This is a genomic window from Acidobacteriota bacterium (assembly GCA_016700075.1).
GTDB lineage: Bacteria > Acidobacteriota > Blastocatellia > Pyrinomonadales > Pyrinomonadaceae > OLB17.
In genome coordinates this window covers 506,810-528,954 of record CP065000.1, presented here as the reverse complement: position 1 = coordinate 528,954, position 22,145 = coordinate 506,810, and the positions used below count along the sequence as shown (strand labels likewise).

The 22,145-nt window shown below is 52.0% G+C and carries 21 protein-coding genes; 9 read left to right on the top strand and 12 right to left on the bottom strand.

All coding sequences use genetic code 11. The features are described from left to right. The first annotated feature begins 20 nt into the window (after positions 1-20). From IPM50_02460 to IPM50_02450, 3 genes are all read left to right on the top strand, one after another. On the top strand, positions 21-914 hold the full coding sequence (locus IPM50_02460) for a cation transporter (GenBank protein ID QQS33463.1): 894 nt from the start codon (positions 21-23) through the stop codon (positions 912-914). 163 nt (positions 915-1,077) lie between these two features. Then, positions 1,078-1,428: a DUF3703 domain-containing protein gene (locus IPM50_02455; protein QQS33462.1), complete on the top strand. Its 351-nt coding sequence runs from the start codon at positions 1,078-1,080 to the stop codon at positions 1,426-1,428. 12 nt (positions 1,429-1,440) lie between these two features. Next, positions 1,441-1,800 (top strand): glyoxalase, encoded by a 360-nt coding sequence (locus tag IPM50_02450; GenBank protein QQS33461.1) that lies wholly within the window; start codon positions 1,441-1,443, stop codon positions 1,798-1,800. Here the strand turns inward: IPM50_02450 and IPM50_02445 are convergent, their stop codons facing one another. The 6 genes from IPM50_02445 to speA form a co-directional block, all read right to left on the bottom strand. Then, positions 1,801-2,421: a cation transporter gene (locus IPM50_02445; GenBank protein ID QQS33460.1), complete on the bottom strand. Its 621-nt coding sequence runs from the start codon at positions 2,419-2,421 to the stop codon at positions 1,801-1,803. It lies immediately after the preceding gene. Positions 2,422-2,861: 440 nt separating this feature from the next. Beyond that, on the bottom strand, positions 2,862-3,383 hold the full coding sequence (locus IPM50_02440) for a hypothetical protein (protein QQS33459.1): 522 nt from the start codon (positions 3,381-3,383) through the stop codon (positions 2,862-2,864). Between the two features lie 93 nt (positions 3,384-3,476). Next, positions 3,477-4,955 carry a Do family serine endopeptidase gene (locus tag IPM50_02435; protein QQS33458.1) on the bottom strand — a complete coding sequence of 493 codons (1,479 nt, stop codon included), beginning with the start codon at positions 4,953-4,955 and terminating at the stop codon, positions 3,477-3,479. A gap of 62 nt (positions 4,956-5,017) precedes the next feature. Further along, positions 5,018-5,917, bottom strand: a complete 900-nt coding sequence (gene speB, locus IPM50_02430; GenBank protein ID QQS33457.1) for an agmatinase — start codon at positions 5,915-5,917, stop codon at positions 5,018-5,020. 84 nt (positions 5,918-6,001) lie between these two features. Continuing rightward, positions 6,002-7,063, bottom strand: a complete 1,062-nt coding sequence (locus IPM50_02425; protein ID QQS33456.1) for a deoxyhypusine synthase family protein — start codon at positions 7,061-7,063, stop codon at positions 6,002-6,004. A 23-nt stretch (positions 7,064-7,086) separates the two neighbouring features. Beyond that, positions 7,087-9,027 carry a biosynthetic arginine decarboxylase gene (speA, locus tag IPM50_02420; GenBank protein QQS33455.1) on the bottom strand — a complete coding sequence of 647 codons (1,941 nt, stop codon included), beginning with the start codon at positions 9,025-9,027 and terminating at the stop codon, positions 7,087-7,089. Positions 9,028-9,343: 316 nt separating this feature from the next. Between speA and IPM50_02415 the strand changes: the two genes are divergently transcribed. Beyond that, complete coding sequence (locus IPM50_02415; GenBank protein ID QQS33454.1) at positions 9,344-9,766, top strand: prepilin-type N-terminal cleavage/methylation domain-containing protein; 423 nt, start codon at positions 9,344-9,346, stop codon at positions 9,764-9,766. 56 nt (positions 9,767-9,822) lie between these two features. After that, positions 9,823-11,538, top strand: coding sequence for a hypothetical protein (locus IPM50_02410; protein ID QQS33453.1), 1,716 nt, complete (start codon positions 9,823-9,825; stop codon positions 11,536-11,538). A 7-nt stretch (positions 11,539-11,545) separates the two neighbouring features. On the opposite strand, the gene IPM50_02405 is transcribed toward IPM50_02410, so the two are convergent. Next, positions 11,546-12,265 (bottom strand): tetratricopeptide repeat protein, encoded by a 720-nt coding sequence (locus tag IPM50_02405; GenBank protein QQS33452.1) that lies wholly within the window; start codon positions 12,263-12,265, stop codon positions 11,546-11,548. A gap of 107 nt (positions 12,266-12,372) precedes the next feature. Between IPM50_02405 and IPM50_02400 the strand changes: the two genes are divergently transcribed. Next, positions 12,373-13,983, top strand: coding sequence for a M20/M25/M40 family metallo-hydrolase (locus tag IPM50_02400; protein ID QQS33451.1), 1,611 nt, complete (start codon positions 12,373-12,375; stop codon positions 13,981-13,983). Here IPM50_02400 and nth read toward each other — a convergent pair. Then, entirely contained in the window at positions 13,980-14,630 is a 651-nt protein-coding gene (gene nth / locus IPM50_02395) for an endonuclease III (protein ID QQS33450.1), read from the bottom strand. The two genes, IPM50_02400 and nth, sit on opposite strands and share 4 nt — an antisense overlap. A gap of 65 nt (positions 14,631-14,695) precedes the next feature. Between nth and IPM50_02390 the strand changes: the two genes are divergently transcribed. Genes IPM50_02390 through IPM50_02380 form a run of 3 tightly spaced genes read left to right on the top strand, consistent with a single transcriptional unit; the run spans position 14,696 to position 18,425 of the window. Next, on the top strand, positions 14,696-15,814 hold the full coding sequence (locus IPM50_02390) for a DegT/DnrJ/EryC1/StrS family aminotransferase (protein ID QQS33449.1): 1,119 nt from the start codon (positions 14,696-14,698) through the stop codon (positions 15,812-15,814). Between the two features lie 13 nt (positions 15,815-15,827). After that, positions 15,828-17,084, top strand: a complete 1,257-nt coding sequence (locus IPM50_02385) for a hypothetical protein (protein QQS33448.1) — start codon at positions 15,828-15,830, stop codon at positions 17,082-17,084. Continuing rightward, positions 17,085-18,425, top strand: coding sequence for an O-antigen ligase family protein (locus IPM50_02380; protein ID QQS33447.1), 1,341 nt, complete (start codon positions 17,085-17,087; stop codon positions 18,423-18,425). It abuts the gene before it with no gap. Between the two features lie 63 nt (positions 18,426-18,488). On the opposite strand, the gene rpoZ is transcribed toward IPM50_02380, so the two are convergent. The 4 genes from rpoZ to IPM50_02360 are packed head-to-tail and all read right to left on the bottom strand — an operon-like array spanning position 18,489 to position 22,086. Continuing rightward, complete coding sequence (gene rpoZ, locus IPM50_02375; protein QQS33446.1) at positions 18,489-18,743, bottom strand: DNA-directed RNA polymerase subunit omega; 255 nt, start codon at positions 18,741-18,743, stop codon at positions 18,489-18,491. Next, positions 18,740-19,375, bottom strand: a complete 636-nt coding sequence (gene gmk, locus IPM50_02370; protein ID QQS33445.1) for a guanylate kinase — start codon at positions 19,373-19,375, stop codon at positions 18,740-18,742. Before gmk ends, rpoZ begins: the two co-directional genes overlap by 4 nt. Before the next feature lie 30 nt (positions 19,376-19,405). Further along, positions 19,406-20,284: a YicC family protein gene (locus IPM50_02365; GenBank protein QQS33444.1), complete on the bottom strand. Its 879-nt coding sequence runs from the start codon at positions 20,282-20,284 to the stop codon at positions 19,406-19,408. Then, positions 20,281-22,086, bottom strand: a complete 1,806-nt coding sequence (locus IPM50_02360) for an ATP-binding cassette domain-containing protein (GenBank protein QQS33443.1) — start codon at positions 22,084-22,086, stop codon at positions 20,281-20,283. The genes IPM50_02365 and IPM50_02360 overlap by 4 nt, the downstream gene beginning before the upstream one ends. Positions 22,087-22,145: the final 59 nt, after the last annotated feature.

Genomic DNA, 22,145 nt, shown 5'->3' with positions numbered 1-22,145 from the left:
AAAAAAATAGAAAATAAATTATGGGACACGCACACGGCGGGACATCAGCAGCCGGAAAAAACAAAAAGAATTTAGCAATCGTTTTAGGCTTAACTTTGACTTACTTGATTGCGGAAGTCATCGGCGGATTGTGGTTTAACAGTCTGGCATTGCTGGCTGATGCCGGACATATGCTGACGGATGTAATGGGACTTGCGCTCGCGCTTTTGGCGATCTGGTTTGCCGAAAAACCCGCCACGCCGGAGAGAACTTACGGCTATTATCGATTTGAGATTCTCGCCGCGCTGACCAACGCCGTCATTTTAATCGGCATTTCGCTTTACATTTTATACGAAGCCTACGAGCGTTTTCTCAACCCGCCGGAAGTCGAAAGTGCGGGAATGCTGATCGTCGCCGGCATCGGGCTTATCATCAATCTCTTCGGAATGTGGATTTTGTACGGCGGCTCGAAAGAAAGCCTGAATATGAAGGGCGCGTATTTTGAAGTTTTGTCCGATATGCTGACATCAATCGGCGTAATCATCGCGGGAATAATAATGCTGACGACCGGCTGGTATTACGCCGATCCGCTAATTTCGGCGGGCATCGGCCTTTTCATACTGCCACGAACATGGGCGTTGCTAAAAGATGCCGTCGCAGTCCTGCTCGAAGGCACCCCATCGGACGTTAATATAGCCAGCGTCCGCGAAAAGCTTTCTAAGATCGAGGGTGTTGCGGAGATACACGACCTTCACGTATGGTCGCTTACGTCGGGCGTTAATGCTCTCAGCGTGCATACCGTTCTAGCCGAGGGAGCAGAACATGACGAAGTTCTGCAACGTGTTCACGATTCTTGCACGAGCGAATTTGAGATCGCCCATGTCACCGCACAAACCGAACGCGAGGGCTTCGCGTGTCACGAAACGCACCTCTAATATCGAAGAACAAAATGGAACAAGAAACTGACTTTTTTCATGTTTTTATGCAGCATCAGTTTATAATTTTCATAGTTTGTAGTTTGCTTATTATTGGTCTGTTAGTTGGAATAGGTATCCTTGTCGGCAAGCGGACAGAGCGGCGATCAAAGGGAGGTTCAAAATGAATACCGAGTTAGCCACGGCTATTTCTCACGAGTTAGCATTATCCGATTCGCTTGTCGAAAGCGGCGACTTCCATTCGGCCTTTCACCACCTCGAACGCTCCCACGTTCTTGGTCAGGCTTCGACCTATCAGCACACACGGATTCATTGGCGAATGTTCAAACTCGCGATCAAGCAGCGTTCCCCCCGCGAGATTTGGGGACAGATCGTTCGCATAATCGGAGCCTCGACTAAGACTCCGTTTGGCATTTATCCAACCGGTAACACTGGCGGAGCGAATGTCTGGTTCTTCAAAACAATGCCGGTGCCGGACGATTTACTGCAAATCCTCAACGAGGGAAAGAACTAAGGAGATGTTTTTTTGATAAACCCAACCATTAACCAACTTGTTGTCTATACACCGGCTGAGAATTTTGAGGTTTCAAAAGCTTTTTACGCGGCACTTGGTTTCACTCTTACCGAAGGCTGGGGCGGTACAATGGACTGTCAACTCGGCGGTGCTACGTTCCGTTTGCAGAATTATTACGTCAAAGATTGGGCGGAGAACTTTATGATGAAGTTCGATGTTGACGACGTTGATGCTTGGTATTCGCACGGCAAACAAGTACTCGACGCGAATTCCTATGGACACGCCCGTATCGCCGAGCCGGAAATGATTGGCGACACAAAGATTATGCACATCTGGGATCCGTGCGGAGTCCTGCTTATTTTCATTCAGTAATTAGGTCGGATAATTGGCGGTTTTCATCTCTCTGTTAGCGTTTGAGAAAACGCGAAATGCCGAACGCAGGAAAAGCACAACCAAAGCTAGGGCTATGATGATGTCCGGCCAGCCCGATTGAAAGAACCACACCGCACCCGCCGCCACAAAGACCGAGATATTCGACGCAATATCGTTACGCGAACATTCCCAAACCGAACTCATATTCACGTCGTCCGAGCGATGCCGCGTAAGTAAATAGAGACAGATCGAATTGCCCACAAGCGCCAGCACGCTCACCACGCCCATTATTTCAAAGATCGGAACCGTAGGAACCATCAGCTTGTAAATGACCTGTCCGAGCACGACCAAAGCCGCCAGAAGGATCAATCCGCCTTTGAACAAAGCGACCTGTGCCTTAGCCTGAGACGACTTATAAACAACATAAAGGCTCAGTCCGTACGTCATCGCATCGCCAAGATTGTCCAGCGAATCCGACAACAAAGCGCTCGACCCGGCGTAAATGCCCGCACCGATCCCGGCCGCAAACATCGCGACGTTTATCCCAAGCACGATCTTCAACGTCGAACTCTGCCTCTCCCGCAAAGCCTCTATAGCGCAATCATCTTCACAACAAGCCATAACAGTTCAGAATAGGTTAATGCCCAAATGTTATCAATAAGAGCAGCCGGTTGACGGCTCAAAATCTTTCCAAACCTCCTCAAAGAACTGTGTCGAATACCGACCCTGAAGAGTCTTGGAGGACCGGCAAAGGCTGATACGTTGTATGAAAAAAATTAGCGGATGACAGCGCCTAAGATATGTTATTATTCTCTGAAAGAATTGAAGCGAAAGGTGTTCCTTTTTGAACTGAGCACGCTACGGATGCTTTGAATTGTGTCAGGTGACTTGGTTGCAGGTTGGTTGCAGCGTTCCTGATCATGGCTAATTAACTATGAATTCGTTTAGCCGTAAGCTGTTGATTCTAAGAGGTTTTGAGCAGTTTTGACAAATTATACAAACCTACCCAAATCGCTTGGGGTGCGAGAGGTCGCTGGTTCAAATCCAGTCGTCCCGACCATTTAGGAAGCCTGCTGATGTTCTTCGGTGGGCTTTTCTAATTTCATCTCGGCTATCTCTTCGGCCAATTTGAGCGTCTCGTCGCCGCCTAAGGTCCTCTGCCGCATCTTTGTAACGATAAACTGATCAAAATACAAGATGGCACCCATCAATGCGGTCAGTACCACGCCGACGATCAATGACGATACTACTCCGACACGCTGCCCGCCTGCATCAGCGGAAAATGAGCTCAGAGCGTTGCCGAGCCACAGAGTGCTCCCGAGCTTAAAGATCATGAAATAGAAGAACGTGGTCCACATCGCCCAAACTCTGCCTGTGGTCCAAAGGACGCCGTTGGCCAAGGCAACCAAGCCGAGCGTTGAAGACCATAAAACGAATTCAGCGATGGACGAGTGGTAATTGTAGCCGTCAAATGCGGCTTGCGGCGAACCGATACTGTTCAGCCAACTGAACGCATAGTATGAAAAAAAACAGATCAGAACGGCCGAAACCGTCAAAAAGCCGAGATATATCTTTCCCCACATAGTCAGCACCGTTTTAGCACAGCTGCGTTGCATAAACAAAAATGGGCTGCAGTTTTCTTACCTGCAGCCCCCAAAAGTCCATTTGGATACTGACTAAGGCCGGATCGTGACGAAGACGGTCTGTCCGCGGCTTGATACAAGCAAAAGCAGAGGACGGTCTCCTGCGGATTCGATGGCCGAATTAACGTCGCCCATACTCTTGACCGAGTTTCGATTTATCTCAAGAATGACATCGCCTTCGGAAAGTCCGGCCTCGGCCGCCGGTCCATCCGGGTTGACCTTGGTTATTACCATTCCGCCTGTGCTTTCTTCGACGCCGAGCCGTTTCGCTGCGGCAGCGGTCAACGGCTCCAAACTGATTCCCAGCTTGCCGCTTTGGTTCTCAGCTCCCGGGCGACTGTTGCCGCCGCTGTCAGGCTCCGCCGGTCCGGCAGAAGAATTGGGATCGAGTTCGTCGAGTGTGACGGTGACCTCGATCTCTTTGCCGTCCCGCAGTATCGACAGCTTGACCTCGGTGCCGGGCAGCGTACCTGCAACTTTGTTGCGAAGGGCATTGCTGTCCTCTACCTTTTCGCCATTTATGGCACGGATCACGTCATTCCTCTTAACACCGGCTTTATCGGCGGCACTTCCGGATTGAACGTTACTGACCAATGCACCGCTTGTGTCAGGCAGGCCAATAGCCTTTGCGGTATCGTCGGTGATGCTCTGAATATTTACACCGAGCCTGCCGCGCCGCACTTTGCCGTCTTTCAGCAGCTGATCCATTATCGAACGGGCCATGTTCGAGGGTATCGAAAAGGCAATACCGATGTTGCCGCCGCCCGGTCCGCCCGACAGAATCTGTGAATTGATCCCGATAAGCTCACCGTTGAGATTTACGAGTGCTCCGCCGGAGTTGCCGCGATTTATGGGAGCATCAGTTTGAAGGAAATCTTCAAAGCTGCCGTCACCGAGACCGGTTCGGCGGCCTTTGGCAGAAATTATGCCTGCAGTTACCGTCTGCCCAATGCCAAGCGGGTTTCCAATTGCGAGAACAATGTCGCCGACCCGCACACTGTCGGAATCGCCAAGTTTCAATGACGGCAATTCGACACCCTCGATCTTCAACACCGCCAAGTCGCTAGGTGCGTCGGTGCCGACGATCTTTGCATCGTAGGACTTATTATCATTGGTTAGGACAGTGATCTTGTCTGCACCTTCGACCACGTGAAAATTGGTCATCACGGTCCCTGCCGAGTCAACTATCACACCTGAGCCGACGCCGCGTTCTAACTGCGGCCGTTGGTCGGGCCGCGGGATCTGGAATTGGCGAAAGAAATCGTCGCCGAACGGCATCGGTCCTCGAGATTGCGCCTTTTCCCGTCGAGATGCTTCGATCCTGACCACGGCGGGAGACGTCCGCTCGACCACATCAGCGTACGAAGTGCGAGTGCCGTCGACGACCAAAGGAATAGGCTCGCTCTTGGCGGGCGGCGGGACATCTTCCATTTGAAGAAGATTCGTCCTGCAGCCGGCGCCTACAGCGACCACCGCAATCACAGTTCCAATAAAGATCTTGTTGATACTCATGTCACAACTCCGAAAAAGTTCTATACGATGCGGCCGACTGCAATGTTCGATGGCCGTGAAGATCAGATCTTCGGTGTTTCATCGGCAAAAATATATGCGAGTGATTTATAGATCAGTTTTGCGCAAAGAAATGCGGGCGACGGATATTCCGGCGAATAAGAATATTCGACCAGATCCATGCCGACAATATTCTTGCGTCGAGCAGTGGTCCGTATCAGCTCTAATGTTTCATACCAACCCAATCCGCCCGGTTCAGGTGTTCCCGTCGTCGGGACGATACTTGGGTCGAGCCCGTCAATGTCGATGGTCAAATAGACGTTATCGGAAAGTGCGTCCACAGCTTCGTTTATCCAGTCCGTCCTTCCGACTACGTCTTTCGCCCAGTAGATCTTGGTAGGCAGTCCTTCTCTCAGTGAAACGGCTTCATCTGCAGAGATGGACCTGATGCCGACCTGCACCGAAGGTATTCGCATATCTTTTACGACGCGTGCCATGATCGACGCATGTGAATGCTCGGTACCGTCGTAGCTGTCGCGAAGGTCGGCGTGTGCATCGATCTGCAGCACGCTCAGATCCTCATAGCGCTCATTGTGAGCCCTTATAACGGGAGCAGAAATGGAATGCTCTCCGCCGATCATACAAACGAACTTGTTCGGCGCCACGATCGAAACAGACTGCTTATACAGTTCCGCCATCATCTCATCCGGAGTTTCCCGAGGCCGAACGGTCGGCAAAGTGTGTATCCCAAGTTTGTAGACCTCGGCCGAAGTTTCCTCCTCATAGAGTTCCATATTCCGCGAAGCATCGATTATTGCCTCTGCACCGTTCCCGGTGCCGCTGCCGTAGGACACTGTGCCTTCGTATGAAACGGGCAAGATCAAAATCCGTGCATTTTCACGGTCAAAATAATGCGGTTCGTCAATGCCGCCGAAGTTCATTGGTAAATTGGATGATTCAGACATACAAGACATCAATACCCGAAAAGAAAAATGGAAAACGGGCAGTTAAACCCATTTTCCATTGTAGAAATGACAAATTCAATGCGACTACGGCACATCGACGGTCATGTCGCGGCCCGAAAAGCTGAAAGTCGGCCGCTTGCGGCCTTTCATGAACTTAGCGGCGGTCTGTGACAGAGCGGTTATCACCATCGGCAATGCGATCGACGGATCGCATGGGACGAAAGCGGTTGTGGCACCTTTCAGGAGCTTTCCGAAAACATTCGTGTGATTGCCGGAGTAGGAAGGCGTCCTGGTATCAAGAGGCACTTGGTCGGTCGCGATCGAGATCGCGTACTTGTGTCCGCGAGTGTTAGTACGCGTGATGTATGACGCCGCCTCCATCAGGTTGACCATGTCTTGGCTGCGAGTGCTGCCGAGAGCGATCATCGCTGAATTACGGGTTTTCTGAGCGATCGACATCAGTTCCATCGTGTCTTGCGTGACGTCAAGAGAAAGTGCGATCTTCTTCTCGAACTTAGCACGGGCAATACCGACCGAAAGAGATGAGCCTGGCAGATCAGGGCAAAAAACAGGGATCCTGGCCTTGTACGCAGACGTCAAAATTCCGTCCTCGTTAGCGATCTCCGAAAGTTCGCGGCCAAGAAGATGGAGGAATTCACGGATAGAGTAGGACCTGGAAAGCTCCAGCTGGTTTATTACGCTGCCTATCCACTCGTCGGCTTCCTGATACTCTTCACGATTGGCCATTACATCTCCAACACGAACGACATCGGAGGATTCCAGATCCTCATCGCTCATGCTCGGGTGAGCCTGATAATGATTGCGTCCGAGAACTTCGTGAATATCGTGATAGAGAACGTCGCCGGACATGACAATTACGTCAACGAAGCGGTTCTTGATGACGTAAGCGAGGAGCCGACGCATTCCCGAGGTGATCAGATTGCCGGTACCGCACATGTAGATCGTGGAGTTGTCGTCCAGCATATCCAGCCAAATGCGGTGGGCCTCTGCCATTTGTTTTGCTCCAAAACCGGCCCCTTCCATCTTCTCGAGCAGTCCTGCGACCGATCGGTCCCTGTCAATGGGTACCGGCCGAGTCGGAACCGTCAAGTATTTTGAAGCCTTGGTCTTTTTCTGAGCTACCATAGTTTTTCCATCCAATTAAGTTGTTATCTTTTTTTCGTTTTTTCGTAGCCATTCGGGGAAAGATACGTATATCCGTCCTCTTGGCTCTTATAGAAATTGATCATCCGTTGGCCGGCGTCGTCGCTGATGCGGCCTTCTTTTACCTGCTTTTCTATCGCTTTTCGATACGTTGACTGCAGAACGTCATTGTCGAAACGTACGCTCCTTACGGCGTCTTTCAGCCGATCGCCGGGGATGACGTTACGTATCATATATCCTTCTTCGCTGATGTAAATATGTGCCTCATGCGGGACGCCGAACAAGTTGTGGTTGTTACCCATCACTTCCTGATATGCCCCAACAAGCATCATTGCGATGTAATACGGTTCATCCTTTGTCAGGCTGTGCAATTCCAATATCTCTTTGACGTCGTGCAGATCGACGAACTTGTCCACGATGCCATCCGAATCGCAGGTTATATCACATAGCGTAGCATATTCAGTAGGCTTTTTGTTGAGCTTATGTATCGGAACTATCGGGAACAGTTGTTCGAGTGCCCAATTGTCAGGCATTGACCGAAAAACCGAGAAATTAGCTAAATATTTTGCACACATCAGCTGCCGAAGCTCGTCAAATTCTTCGGCAACATATTTTTTCTGTTGGGCAAATTGGTCCGCCTTTTCACAGATATCCCAAAAGAGCACCTCGCCCTTTCCTTTATCCTCCAGATCGATCAGGCCGAGATTGAACATCGTGAACAATTCGTCGCGATGTTCAAGCGCATCGTGGTAATACTCGCGATAGTTCTTGCTGTTTATCGATTCTCTAAGCTCGAACAATTCGTGAACGATCTGTTTGTCATTGACACCGACCGAGACGGGAACGCGACTCTCAACGACAGTTTCTATCTCGTCTTGAACGTTCGTCACCAGGATCGCATGATACGCGGACAGATAGCGGCCGCTCTCCTGAATGATGGTAGGATGGGGAACGTCCTCATCATCGCAAACCGTCTTTATCACCCAAATGACGTCGTTCGCAAATTCGCGTGCGTTGTAGTTGGCGGACGATACGAAGGACGTGCGCGAGCCGTCGTAGTCCACGGCCATGCCGCCGCCAACGTCAAGATATTCGATCGGCGCTCCCATTTTGTGGATCTTGGAGTAGGTGCGGGCGGCCTCTTTCATCGCATTCTTGATGCGCTTGATATCGGTCAGCTGGCTGCCGATGTGAAAGTGCAGCAGCCTTAACAGATCCAGCTGACCTTCTTCCCGCAAGCGGTGGATCACCTCGAGGATCTCAGTCGTAGTCAGACCGAACTTGGCTGCTTCGCCGCCGGACTTTTCCCATTTTCCAGAGCCCTTAGAGTAAAGCTTGACCCTTACGCCCAGCATTGGCATCGGCGTATTCGGGTCGTTCTTAAGCTCCTTTTTCGCGATCGCGATCGTGTGTTCGAGCTCGCCCAATTTTTCGATCACGATGACGACGTTCTTGCCGGCAGCAGCTCCCGCAAAGGCAAGCTGAACAAAATCGCGATCTTTGAATCCATTCAATACGAGAAGGCTGTCCTTGGCCTGCTCAAGCCCCAACGCCGCATAGAGTTCGGCTTTCGAACCTGCCTCAAGGCCGAAGCCGTGCCGGGATCCTTCCTTCAGGTATTCCTCAATGACGGCGCGGTTTTGATTGACCTTCATCGGAAAGACGCATAAATGGCCGCCGTTATATTCGAACTCTTTTATAGACTTTCGAAATGCGATCTGGAGTTTTCGGACCTGACCGAAAATAAGCTGCGGAAAACGCAAGAGTACCGGAGCAGAGAATCCGCTCTTGTGAAGATCGTCAACGATCTCCTTTACGTCTGCCGTGTGGGTGTCGTTTTCAGGCGAGATAACGGTTAGATTACCTTTCCTGTTAACTCCGAAATAGTCGGCTCCCCAGTTGTCGATGCCGTAGATCTCTTTCGTCTGATCGATGACGGTGCTCAATGGCTTATTCCTCAGTGTATGAATAGGCTGTTAACCTTTACGCAAAAAAGATATAGCTTAATAAATATCAGGAAAAAAACAAGCGGTTTTTAAAAAAATCACAAAAATTTACAATGAGGGCCGAAACTAGACTGGCACGAACTTTGCTAAAACCTAGTTTCGGAGAACCGGCATTCGGCCAATATGCCCAAGAAACAAGGCCAAAAGGCGGTTTTCGTGATCAAGGACGCACCAATGTTGCCGTATCTTGTCATAGATCGAGTGCCAAAAAGTGTCAGTTTAGACGCTAACACCCTTAGGAACGCAGGTGACGGTAATGAAAGGAACTGAAGAAAAAGGATTCTCGCTGATCGAGTTGTTGATCGTAGTCGTAGTTGTTGCGGTGATCGCTGCACTGGCGGTACCGGCCCTTCAAAAAGGAGTGCGAGCCGCTGAGAATGGGAATACGTTCGCGACACTTCGCACCGTGGCTTCGACACAGGTGGCTTATTTCACTCAGAACAACAGATTCGGACGAATTACCGAGATCAATAATCTTCTTTCAAGCAGCATCGGTACCCAACTCGGTAACGAAATTACTCGCGGGAAATTCGTCTTGGCGAACTCACCGGCCTCACCGACAGACGCCGAACTAAGAAACGGTTACACCATCACCGCTACCAGAAACGTAACGGGAGAAGGCGTGACCTATGTCTACGAAATAACCCAGACCGGCGAGATCAGGCAGATACTCCCGTAGGGTTCTTAAAATCCTCTCCCCGTTTTCACACCATCTTGCCCCGATAGGTGCCATCCATGAATGTCTTCCAGGATCTTGTAGAAGAGTTAAAAGAAGAGAACCTTCTCGAAGAAACAGTTATTGAAACCGAGGCGGGCGCTGCGAGCAATCGCGCCGGGAAAAGTGCCAAAATGGACGTGATCGATGAAGCTGTTACCGAAGATCTCGGTTCGGCGGAAGATCACTCCTTTGGACCGGACAACGAGGCCGTCGAAACCACGCCGGACAAATCGGAAACGGAACATATCGAAGGATTGGAGCGTCACGGCGACCCTACTGCGCAAGCCCCGGCCGCTAACCTTGCAGGTGCCGAAAAGCCGTTGGACGCAAAGGAACCGCCCAAAAAGAGAGACAAGGAGTTTTTCCAAAAGCGAGCCTCGTCTGAAGTATCGAGCCTTCAAATGGTCGATCATATTCTCGCGGGGATCGAACGCGAATACCTGAAGGTCATCCCGAAACCTTTTGACGATTTCAACGTCAAGAAGACCCTTAACATCTTTCTGCAATCGTCCGAAGGTGTCGATTCCGAGAAGTATCTTGCCGCTGAATTCAATCTGCTTCAAGAGACCGAGGCCTGGTGTACGGCACTCGCCGAGCGTGACAAGGCCATCAGAGTGGCGAGCCTGAGGCAATTCGTAGACAATTCCAGGCCCGTGCTCAGTTCACAGGCCATGCTGGCTCTCGCCCGGTTCTACCGGAACTTGCCTCATACAGAGGATGTTCGGGCTAAATTCGATTTCATTATCACGCGACTCTTCTCAAAGAGCATCGGTATGGAACGCCGCTCATGCCTCTTCAATCGCGAGGAAATGCTCGGCCATATCAATACGCTCTATGAAGAGTGGGCAAGCGTGCCTCTATATGCAGCGGACGAGGACGATGAGTCCAAACTGCTGTTGACCGCGCTCAGTTTCGCGGATCTCGCAGAAGAAGCTGAGAATGCCGCGACGTTCGACCAACTGCTCAAGAACGAATTCTTTGAACGGCTGAGAATGTTCAAAGAAAGCATCAGCGATCTATTTTACGCTCCTAACGTTACTGCCGCGGCAATTGAAGCAAATGTTCGTATTGGCAATGCGTATGTTTCTTTGATCGAGCGCGAAAAGGACAAGATGGACGCCGAGGCGTTGGAGTCGAAATACGCGGACCACGATCACGATGCGATCTCGGAGGCCGCGGCAAGGACGCTGCATTTGGTCGACGTCCTGAAAGCAGGAAGTGCTAAAGAAGAAGAGACCGAAAGCGAAGCTCCGGAGATCATAGAACGGTTCGAAGACGAATCTCCGCAAACGAATGAGGCAGAGGCTCCTATCTCCCTCGGATCTCGGCTATCGATGCCGAAGTTCGCTTCAAATCTTCTCGAAAACGCGTTCGAGGTAAACAAGTGGCTCTTAGTGCTGTCGGCATTGCTGATCGCGGGTGCCGTCGGAGTTTATATTTGGGGCAACTATGTCGTGCGCGAAGATGTCAGCACCGCAGGGGTTGCTCCGATCAGCATTCAGAACGCTCAATTGGCCGAACAGGTAAGGGTTGCAAAACTCTCCGGTGAGAATCTGTATCTGCAAATGAACCCGAGCTGGGATGCTTTTCCGAAGGAGAAGCGGCAGGAATACCTCCAGCGTATGATGCAGGAAGGCTCGGCCATCGGATTCAAGCAGGTCACACTAATCAACAGCAACGGCAAATATGCCGGCTTTGCATCGGCGTCAAGGATCGACGTCGTCATGCCGTAAATTCTGTTTATTTCTTCGGGACAAGCGATGCGGCGAGCTTTTCGTCAGCAGCAGCCAAAGTCTGACTCTTGTTTGCGCGATAGAATCTTGCCCGCTCCAGGTAAAACTCAGCGGTGCCGCCGGAGATCTCTATGGCAGACGAAATATCCGCGATGGCTCCATTGATATCGCCGAGTTCGAACTTGGACTTCGCTCGATTGGCGAAGGCCCGAGAATGTTTCGGCCGCAATTCGATCACACGACTGAGGTCCGCGATAGCATACCGGAACTCTCTCTGAGCAAATCTTAAGGTCGCTCTATTGTAATATGGGGACGCATTTGCCGGCTCGGCAGCTATCGCTTTTTCATAATCAGAGAGGGCCTTTTCGATCTCGCCGTTCCGAAAGTAGGAAATGCCCCGATTCATCCAAGCTTCCGCTCGCTTTGGGTCGATGGCGATCGCCCTGGAAAAATCTGCGATCGCACCCATTTCGTCGTCTAGCCGTTTTTTCAGCAGGCCTCGATTATTGAACGCGTCATAGTCTGCAGGATCTAGACCGATCACCTTTGTATATTCAGCAACGGCCCCTTTCAGATCGCCGGCCTTTTGTTTGTCGATGGCGCGGTTGAATATCTCGTCTGTCCGTGACTGCCCGTAGCCCGCGGCCGTAAGCAAGCAGATAAGAGCCGCGAATCCGATCGCGGAGGAAACACAGCGCAATGATCTTTTGATATCTATTTCAGGCATTGAAACAAATTCGCCCCGTCTAGGGTATAATTACGCGTAATACGCCTTGTATTTCAGGTTTTGCGGAGGCTATTGATCCGTTTGCCTAAAGGCGTTTCAGACAAGCAATGAAGAGAATATCTACAGTCAAACACTTTGCAGCACTATTGTTGATCGTTTCGATCTTTACACCTTCGGCATTATTTGCACAGGCATCGCGCGATGAGGTTTACGCTGCGATACGAAAAGAGGGCATGGAAAGATCGACCATCATGAACTCGCTTCACTTCCTTACCGATCTTTATGGTCCGCGTCTTACGGGCAGCCCGAATCATGTGAATTCGGCACGCTGGGCAGCTCGGGAAATGCTGAACTGGGGATTTGACAAGGGAGAACTTGAGCCTTGGCAATTCGGGCATCCGGGCTGGGTGCTTGAGAGAGCTGTCGGCCTGATGCAGCGGCCTGTCCAAGATACCCTTACGTTCGAGGTATTGGCTTGGACGCCTTCAACTAAAGGTGTGGTGATCACCGATGCGGTGAATATGGTGCTGCCGGAAAGGCCGACACAAGAGGAATTGACCGCATACTTTGAGGGCATGAAAGAGAAGGTGAACGGCAAGGTCGTTCTCGTAGGGAAACCCGGCGTAATACCGGTAAACTTCAATCCTCCTGCAAAACGTATCGCTGACGACGTCCTGCAGCGTCGATTTGGTGCGGATGCTCCTCAGCCGTCTGGACCACCCGCTGCTCAGCCTCCGCCGCCCGCGGCACCTGCTAAACCGGGAGCTCTTACCGGAGCTCAGGTCTCCGAACAATTGGATGCATTTCTTGTCGCCAACAATGTCGCCGTTCGCGTCAATGATGCCGGCCGCGAACATGGTCAGATCCGGGCATTCAACAACCGGACATTCGACGTGAACAAAGTGGTTCCGACCGTCGTGATGAGGAATGAAGACTACGGCCGTATCTATCGGTTGGTCGAGAGAAATACACCGGTTCGGCTTGAATTTGATATTCGCACCCGCAGCGTTCCGGACGGCGTGACGAGTTATAACGTTATCGGCGAGATCACGGGTACGGACAAGAAAGACGAAGTGATAATGCTCGGCGGACACCTCGATTCCTGGCATGCGGCAACAGGAGCCACCGACAACGCCATAGGCTGCGCAGTGATGATGGAAGCAGCCCGTATTCTAAAGGCTATCGGCGTTAAGCCGCGTCGCACGATCCGCGTCGCCCTATGGGGCGGCGAAGAGCAGGGGCTTTTAGGCTCTCAGGCCTATGTGAAGCGTCATTTTGGATCTGCCGAAGCTCCGGGCCCTGATTTCAGCAAATTCGGCGGCTATTTCAACGTTGACAGCGGCACCGGCAAAATTCGCGGAATGACCGTTTTCGGCCCGCCCGAGGCGGCTGCTATCCTGCGTGAAGCTACGGCGCCCTTTTCCGATTACGGCTTCATGGGTGTCATTGCAACAACAAGCCGCAATCTCGGCGGGACCGATCACACTTCGTTCAATAATGCGGGCCTTCCGGGCATCGGTGTTCAACAGGATCCGATCGAATACGGCAGCCACACATGGCACACGAACCTGGACACGTATGAGAGGATCATCGAAGACGACGTGAAAAAATCTGCGATAATCTTTGCCGCTGCGGTTTACGTGCTTGCGATGCGGGACGAAATGCTGCCGAGGTTTAAGGCAGGTGAAATGCCGCCGCCGCCCGCAGCGAGAAATTAGACAAAATCATTGCGACTCGGACAGATGTCCGCTAGGACGCACTCACTGCATAGCGGCTTTCGCGCATTGCACACGCGCCGTCCATGCGTGATGAGCCAGTGAGGGAACATTACCCAATTTTGCTTTGGAACCAACCGCCGAAGATCGTCCTCGATCTTTTCGGCGGTTTTTTCATTTGTCAGCCCGAGCCTTTGGGAAAGCCGGGAAACGTGCGTATCCACGACCACTCCCGAGGCGATGCCGAATGCATTTCCCATTACCACATTCGCGGTCTTGCGGGCGACACCGCCGAGCGTCAGCAGATCTTCCATCGTTCGCGGGACCTCGCCGCCGTAAACTGCGATCAGACGTTCACACGCCGCCTTGATATTCTTCGCCTTGTTGCGGAAAAATCCGGTCGAGTGGATCTCTTTCTCCAATTCCTGTTGGCTCACTTCGACGAAATCCTGCGGGGTTGGATACTTGCGAAAGAGCTCGGCAGTGACGATGTTTACACGCTCGTCGGTGCACTGTGCCGACAAGATCGTCGCGATCAAAAGCTGAAAAGGATTTGCGTGGTTCAGGGCGCAATGTGCGTCCGGATACGCCTTTTTCAGGCGTTTCATTATCTCTTTCGTTCCCGCCTCGCGATCTTCTATCATTCGCATCAGATTAAAGAGATGGTGCCGGCAATGCAAATCCAAAGTCGTTTCGATATTATCTAGTGCAGAAAATGAGAGTCCCTTTACTAGATCTGACTGAACAAAACGCTGCTCTGAGGCCCGAGATCGAAGCCGCTTTAGGGCGTGTTCTGGACACAAATGCATTCATTTTGGGAGGCGAGGTGGCCGAGCTTGAAAATGAACTTGCGTCCTATTGCGGCGTCAAACACGCCATCGGCTGCGCTTCGGGAAGCGATGCTCTTCTGCTGGCAATGATGGCATTCGATATCGGTCCCGGCGATGAGGTGATCACTACACCGTACAGCTTTTTTGCGACGGTCAGCGCCATAACAAGGCTCGGCGCGACACCGGTCTTTGTGGACATAGAACCGGACACGTATAACCTGAATGTTACGCAGATCGAGGCAAAGATCACCGAACGCACCAAAGCCATTCAGCCTGTTCACCTTTTCGGCCAATGTGCCGACATGACCCGTCTGAACGCCATAGCTGATGCTCACGGGATACCTGTCATCGAGGATGCGGCACAGGCGATCGGCTCGGAAGAGAACGGCATTCGTGCGGGGGCGTTGTCCGCGATCGGCTGTTTTTCTTTCTATCCGTCAAAGAATCTTGGAGGTATGGGTGACGGCGGTTTCATGACGACGAATGATGACGAGATCGCTGAAAAACTCCGGGCGTTACGCGTTCACGGCTCGAAGGAGCGTTACTATCACAAATGGGTCGGGCTCAATTCGCGTCTGGACGGTTTTCAGGGAGCGGTGCTGCGTGTGAAACTGCCACACCTCGCCGAATGGTCGGGTCGCCGGAGATCAAATGCTGACCGCTATCGCGAATTGTTTGATCGTGCCGGTCTGACAGAAAAGATAATTTTGCCGTTCGAAAGAGAGGAATGCAGGCATATCTACAACCAGTTCGTCGTGCGAGTGCCGTCGGGGCGCAATGCCCTAAGGTCGCACCTGACGGAAAAAGGCATCGGAACTGATATCTATTATCCTGTCCCGCTCCATCTTCAAGAGTGTTTCGCTTTCGTGGGATATGTAGAAGGTGACCTTCCGGAATCTGAGTGTGCTGCTCGCGAGACGCTCGCCCTGCCGATCTATCCTGAATTGACACCGGAACAGCTGAGCTACGTAGTGGACAGTATCGCAGACTATTTCGGGTCTTAGGCTCGAGACGTTGATGCCAAATAACGCCACAAATGCCGCCTCACGCACCCTGTTGATCGCGATGGTCATCGGTTGCGTGCTGTGCGCATGGTTCGGGATCCGCTGGCAGATCGGTACGATGCTTGCCGAACGAACTTCTCCCGCCGAAGATAATGCCGCTGAGATCGCGGGAACGTCGATCCGATTTGCTCCGCTGTTTTCCGGCGGACATAAGCTGCTGGGTTCAATTATGTTCGCGCCCGAGGAGTCACTTGCTTCGTACGTCGATGCGGCACGCCTGTCGCCCTTCGATATTCATCGACGTATTGACCTCGCAAGGGCTTATGAGCAAAGCGGTGAACTCGCAAAGGCCGAATCGGAATTTGAGCGGGCGGCAGCTTTGGCGCCGAACTACTCTGCACCTCGCTGGCATCTTGCTAATTTTCTTATAAGACGGGGGCGAGAGAGCGAGGCATTGCAGGAGCTGCGGGCCGCGGCCTTCGATTCACGCCGCTATCGCGATCAGGCGTTTTCTCTTGTTTGGGATATATACGAGAAAGATACTGCCCGGATCGAGTATGTCGCAGGTGATAGGGCGGATGCGATCGCCCATGCGGCCTATTTCTTCGCGTCGCGAGGAGCGGCGGAGGCATCGCTGCGAAACTGGGACCGGCTGGGGGACGAGGATAAGAAGAAGAATGAAAAGCTTGCTCGCGGCATCGCCGACGGGCTCTACGGACAAAAGCGCTTTATCGAGGCCATGGCATTCTTTGAGCAACTTGGGATGGCAAAGGCTTCGCTTAACAAGGTCTCCGACGGTTCGTTTGAGTCACCTATCGGAAACGTTGAAGACGCTCGCTTTTCTTGGGAGATCTATCGGAATGAAGCGAAGGTCGAGATCGGGGCTGATTCGAGGGTAAAACGCACCGGCGAACGAAGCCTGCGAACAACGTTTCGAGGGTATTCAAAGCCTGCCTTCTACAATATTGCTCAGACCGTCGCTGTTGAACCTGATTCGTCGTACACGCTGGTTTTTTACGTGCGTGCCGAAAATCTGCAATCGCCGGGCCTGCCGTTCGTGGAGGTTGTCGATCTGATCAACGAAAAGGCGTTGGCGAGCTCGGAGAACTTCGCCGCCGGCAGTTACGAGTGGCGAGAATTTCGCATCGACTTTCAGACACCGCGAAACTGCACAGGCATCTCCATACGGACACTGAGAAAGTTTTGCGGTGAGGAGTGCCCCATGTCGGGGACTTTCTGGTTTGACGATATGGAGCTGATCAGGAGGTAGATGCAAAGACTAAGTTCCATAGCATTCGGGCTTTACATGGCGTTAACGGTCTTCGCAGTCATGGCTTATGGGACTGTACACCAGCCTGTCATAGCAGTTTTCTATCTTTTTTCGACGATCTTCGTCATCCTTTATTCGTTATCAGCTTTTCGCGATCAGCTACGGATCTCAGGCCTCTTGATATTTTCGCCGATGCTATTGTTCGCATTGTATGCGTTCGTGCAGTCGGTGCCGATAGGTACAGTTTCGGACTCGGCAGGCATAGGGCAAATACCTAGAACCATCTCTCTCGAACCCTATCATTCGCTGGCGGCTGGTGTTTCGATCCTGATCCTCTTCTTTGTTTCATCATCGTTTTTGGGGTTGTTGGGCACTGCCGCGAGAGTAAAGAAGTTCGCCGTATTCGTTACCGTTTTCGGCACTGTATATGCATTCTATGCGATCCTTCAGTCGGTCCTGAGCCCCGACTCGATCTACGGGATATATACGCCCGCTGCCGCAACTCCTTTCGGCTCGTTCGTCAATCGCCATAATTTTGCAGCTGTCGTCGAAATGTGCATAGCATTTCCGATCGGCCTTCTTTTCTCGGGAGCCGTAGGACGGGATAAGGTCTTGCTGACCGTGACCTCCATCGCGATCATGGCCACTTCATTATTGTTGAGCGGCTCACGCGGCGGACTGGTATCGCTGATCGCCATGGTTATCTTGGTCTCTCTGATCTCGTCACGGTCTAGGTCCGGAAAAAGTGTGGCGGCGAAGTTCGCGCTGTCGTTCGCATTATTGGTGACGGCTATCGGCGGGGCGATCTTCGTTGGCGGGGAGACGTCGCTAACGCGTATCGGTGATTCGTTGGAGACGGAAGACATTTCTTCGTACCGAATGCACATCTGGCGGGTTACGACCTACGTTATTCGCGACAATTTCCCGTTGGGGGCAGGCATCGGAGCATTTCACACAGCATATGCGGCAAAGGACACTTCCGGCGGGCAGATGCTCGTAGAACAGGCTCACAACGACTTTCTTCAGGTTGCGGCTGATGCGGGCGTTGTCGGCATTGTCTTAGGCATCTCTTTTCTTGTTGTCTTCGGCAATGCGGTTAGAAAGGCACTTTTAATAAAAGACCATCATCTGCGAGGGATAGCTGTAGGAGCGGCGGGGGCGTGCTTTGCGGTTCTTGTTCACAGCCTTTTTGATTTCGTGCTTCACATTACGGCTGTGGCCCTATTATTCCTCAGCTGTTTGGCGTTGCTTACTGCAGCGGTCGACAATTCTGAGAACTCGCCTGACGACGATGTTACTCATCCCAAAAAGAAGGGAAGCGTAGCTCCATTCGTAAGATAGGGAACAATAAAAAAGCTCTGCGGCAGTTATTGACGCAGAGCTCCAGATCCTAAAAGTTGCTGCTCAGTCTTCGAGCAGTTCGAAATTTACTTTTTTCTCTTCCAATTCCTTTAGGGCCACGCGCGTAGGTTTACGCTTTCTCAGGTCAAGATCGACACGAGGATGAGCACCTCTCTGAAGCTGCTTGCTTCGTTGCGCGGCCAGCAGTATGAGCCGATATTTGGAATCGATCTCCGGCGGGTCGATAACTTCGGGTTCTTCGATCCCGTCTTCCGCGCCTTCGATCTCTTCAAGCTCTTCCGTAATTTTCTTTGTCATGATGCAGCAAAACGCCGATACGAGGCGTCGAAACCATCTAGAATACTCTGTATCTCATCGATTTGTCTATCCCGCAGCAGTCTTTCCGCCTTGATGATGGTCCGAAGGTCTTCTACAGCGTGGTTAAGATCGTCGTTAACTATCACGTATTTGAACAGGTCATAGGCTCTGACCTCATCAAACGAGTTCTTCAGCCGCAGCTGCAGGTCACCGCTGCTTTCAGTGGCACGGAGAGTAAGACGTGTCTGAAGCACCGGGAAAGACGGCGGCAGAATAAAGATGCTCGTTGCATCGGGAGCGGCAGAATGCAAGATGCGGGCTCCCTGAACATCGATCTCCAACAGTACGTCTGTGCCGCCGTCCATTACTTGTTGGATCTGCGTTCTGGACGTTCCGTAAAGGTTGCCGTGGACCTCGGCATATTCCAAAAACTCACCCTTTTCGATAAGCGTCTCAAATTCAGTTCGGGTCACAAAGAAGTATTCGCGGCCGTCCTGTTCACCGTCGCGCATGGCCCGCGTGGTGTAGGAAACTGAGAACGTGATGCCGGGCGTCGTGCGCAATACTTCTCGGATCAGCGTTCCTTTGCCGCCTCCCGAAGGTGAACTAATGATTATCAGGCCTCCTTTCATAGTTTGCACCCAAGCGCCGAACTCTCGGTCTTATTCGATATTTTGTACCTGTTCGCGGATTTTCTCAATCTCGCTCTTAATGGCCAGGGCATTCTCCTTCACCGTCATGTTGTTGGTCTTTGACGCGATGGTATTTGCCTCGCGATTCAGCTCCTGAGTAAGGAAATCGAGTCGCTTGCCGGCATCCTTTTCGTCTGACATTATCTCGCGAAAATGCTCGATGTGTCCCCGCAATCGGGCAATTTCTTCTGAAATATCGGCCTTATCCGCCAAATAGGCCGCTTCCTGCGCCAGACGTCCTTTGTCGATATCGGTGTTCAGGCCGCTTTTGGCGAGCATATCCTCAATTCGCTTGCCAAGGCGCGCCTGATACTCGTCGGCAACAGTTGACGCCAGTGATTCGATCGCAGGAATCCGCGATTCGATCTGGTCGATACATTCGTTCAAGACGCGGGACAGGATCGTTCCTTCGCTGCCGCGCATCTCCTCAAGCGCCGATAGGCTTTCATCGAGAGCTTTCAAAACGAGCTCGAGTGTCCCGCCGTCAACTTCCGCTTTCTTCTGTTTGAAGACGTTGGGCAGCCTGGCGATCATGTTAATGTCCGGTTCGCCCGACAAACCGTATGATTCCCGCATGCTTGCGACAGCCGACAAGTAGCCTGAGATCGTAGGATTGTCCAATTCAAATTCGACCTCCGATGTACGGTCGACCTGAATATTCGCATCCACTCGTCCGCGGGAGAGACGTGCTCCGATGCGGGTTCGGATCTCGTTCTCTATCGCCTGAAGGTCAGCCGGCAGTCGAAGATTCAGGTCCAGAAAACGATTATTGACCGTTTTCAGATCGACCGTCACGTTGGTCGTTTCATTTCCTGCAGTGCCGCGGCCGAAGCCCGTCATTGATCTCATTCGCTTTTCATCTCCGATTCGTCTTCCGCAGTGAACTGCATCGAATAAAGCCGCTGATAAACTCCGCTTTGCTCGAGCAATTCATCGTGTGTTCCCGTTTCAATAATTTCGCCCGCCTGCATGACCACGATAAGGTCGGCGTTTCGGACCGTCGAAAGCCGATGTGCGATAACAACCGAAGTACGGTTCTGCATCAGGTTAGCCATCGCCTGCTGCACGATCGCTTCGCTTTCGCTGTCCAGTGCCGAAGTGGCTTCGTCCAATATCAGCACAGGAGCGTCAGCGATCACAGCCCGAGCGATCGCGATCCGCTGCCGCTGCCCGCCGGAGAGCAGCGTGCCGCGTTCGCCTACAATTGTGTCGAAACCATCCGGGAACTGCGAAATGAACTCGTCCGCAAATGCGACCTTCGCGGCCTCACGCACCTGCTCCAGCGTGGCGTCCGGACGGCCGAAGGTGATGTTGTTGAAGATAGTGTCGTTGAACAAGACGGTTTCCTGCGAAACGATGGCAATGTTCCGCCGTACGTCAAGGATCTTTGCATCACGCAGGTCGACGCCGTCCCAGGTTATACGGCCTTCGGTCGGATCGTACAGCCGCTGGATCAGTTTGGTGAGGCTCGATTTACCGCCGCCGCTTTCACCGACCAGTGCCACGGTTGTTCCGCGTTCTATTTCCAGATCGATCCCGCGAAGTATATATTTTCGTTCGTCAGTATATTTGAATGAAACGCCTTCGATCTTGATGCGATCTTTCAGTGGGGAAAGAGTGACCGCATCCTTCTTCTCTGGCAGCTCATCATGCTCGTCGAGAACTGACCATACATCGCGTGCCGCAGCAAATGCCCGTGACAGTTCATTATGCTGCCTTGATATTTTCCGCATCGGGTCATAGCTCCGAAGCAGAAAATACAGGAACGCGAAATATTGTGCGGGGGCAAGCTGTTTTGCATTTACCTCGCTCAAGCCGAAATACAGCAGCACGACGACGGCGATGATGCCGACGATCTCTATCAGCGGCGGTGATAATGCCGCATATCTGGCTCCGCGCAGATTCGCCTTTGCGATCGTCCCGGCCGCGTCCAGAAACTTCGCGACCGCTCTTTTTTCGCCTGAATAGGATTTAACGATAACGTGGTTTGCAAAGGTCTCGTGGGCCGTTTCGTTCAGGTCTTTATTGCCTTTGAGGGATACCTCGGCCAGCCTTCGCATTCTCCTGCTGACCTCAGAAGTTATGTACGCGATGATCGGGCCGATGATGAGTGCCCCGAGCGTCAGTTTCCAGTTCAGATAGATGGCCGCACCAAGGAAGAACACCAGCATCAATGATTCGCGGAGAACATCCCGCAGATTTGCGGTTACCGCCTGTTCGATGGCGGCGCAACTAACAACAAGTCTCGAAACAAGATAATTCGAGCGGTGGCGTTCAAAAAAAGCGGCTGATTGTCGAAGGATGTGTTCGTATAACTCTTGGCGGATGTTCAGTATCACTGACTGGCCGATCTTCGCCATCAGGTAAGTTGAAAGAAATTCTGCGACGCCCTTAAGAACGGTAAAAGCGAGTAGCATGCCGCCGATGACCAACCATGCCCGGTACCAATCATCCTTTGGAACTATCGCGTTCAGGTCAAAGATCGTTCTGGCCTTAACGTCCTGAAATCCTAAAAACTGCTCAAAGATCGGTACCAGCATTGCTCCGATAGCGGTCTCAAAGACCGCTACGAAGACCATCGCCACCAGCGCGACCACGAAAAGCGGCCAGTAAGGCCGGACGTATCGTAACAGGCGGTTAAGATCTTGCATTCTTGACGGTAAAAGGTTGAATATACTTCACTTCCAATGACGATGTCCAAACGCTCCGT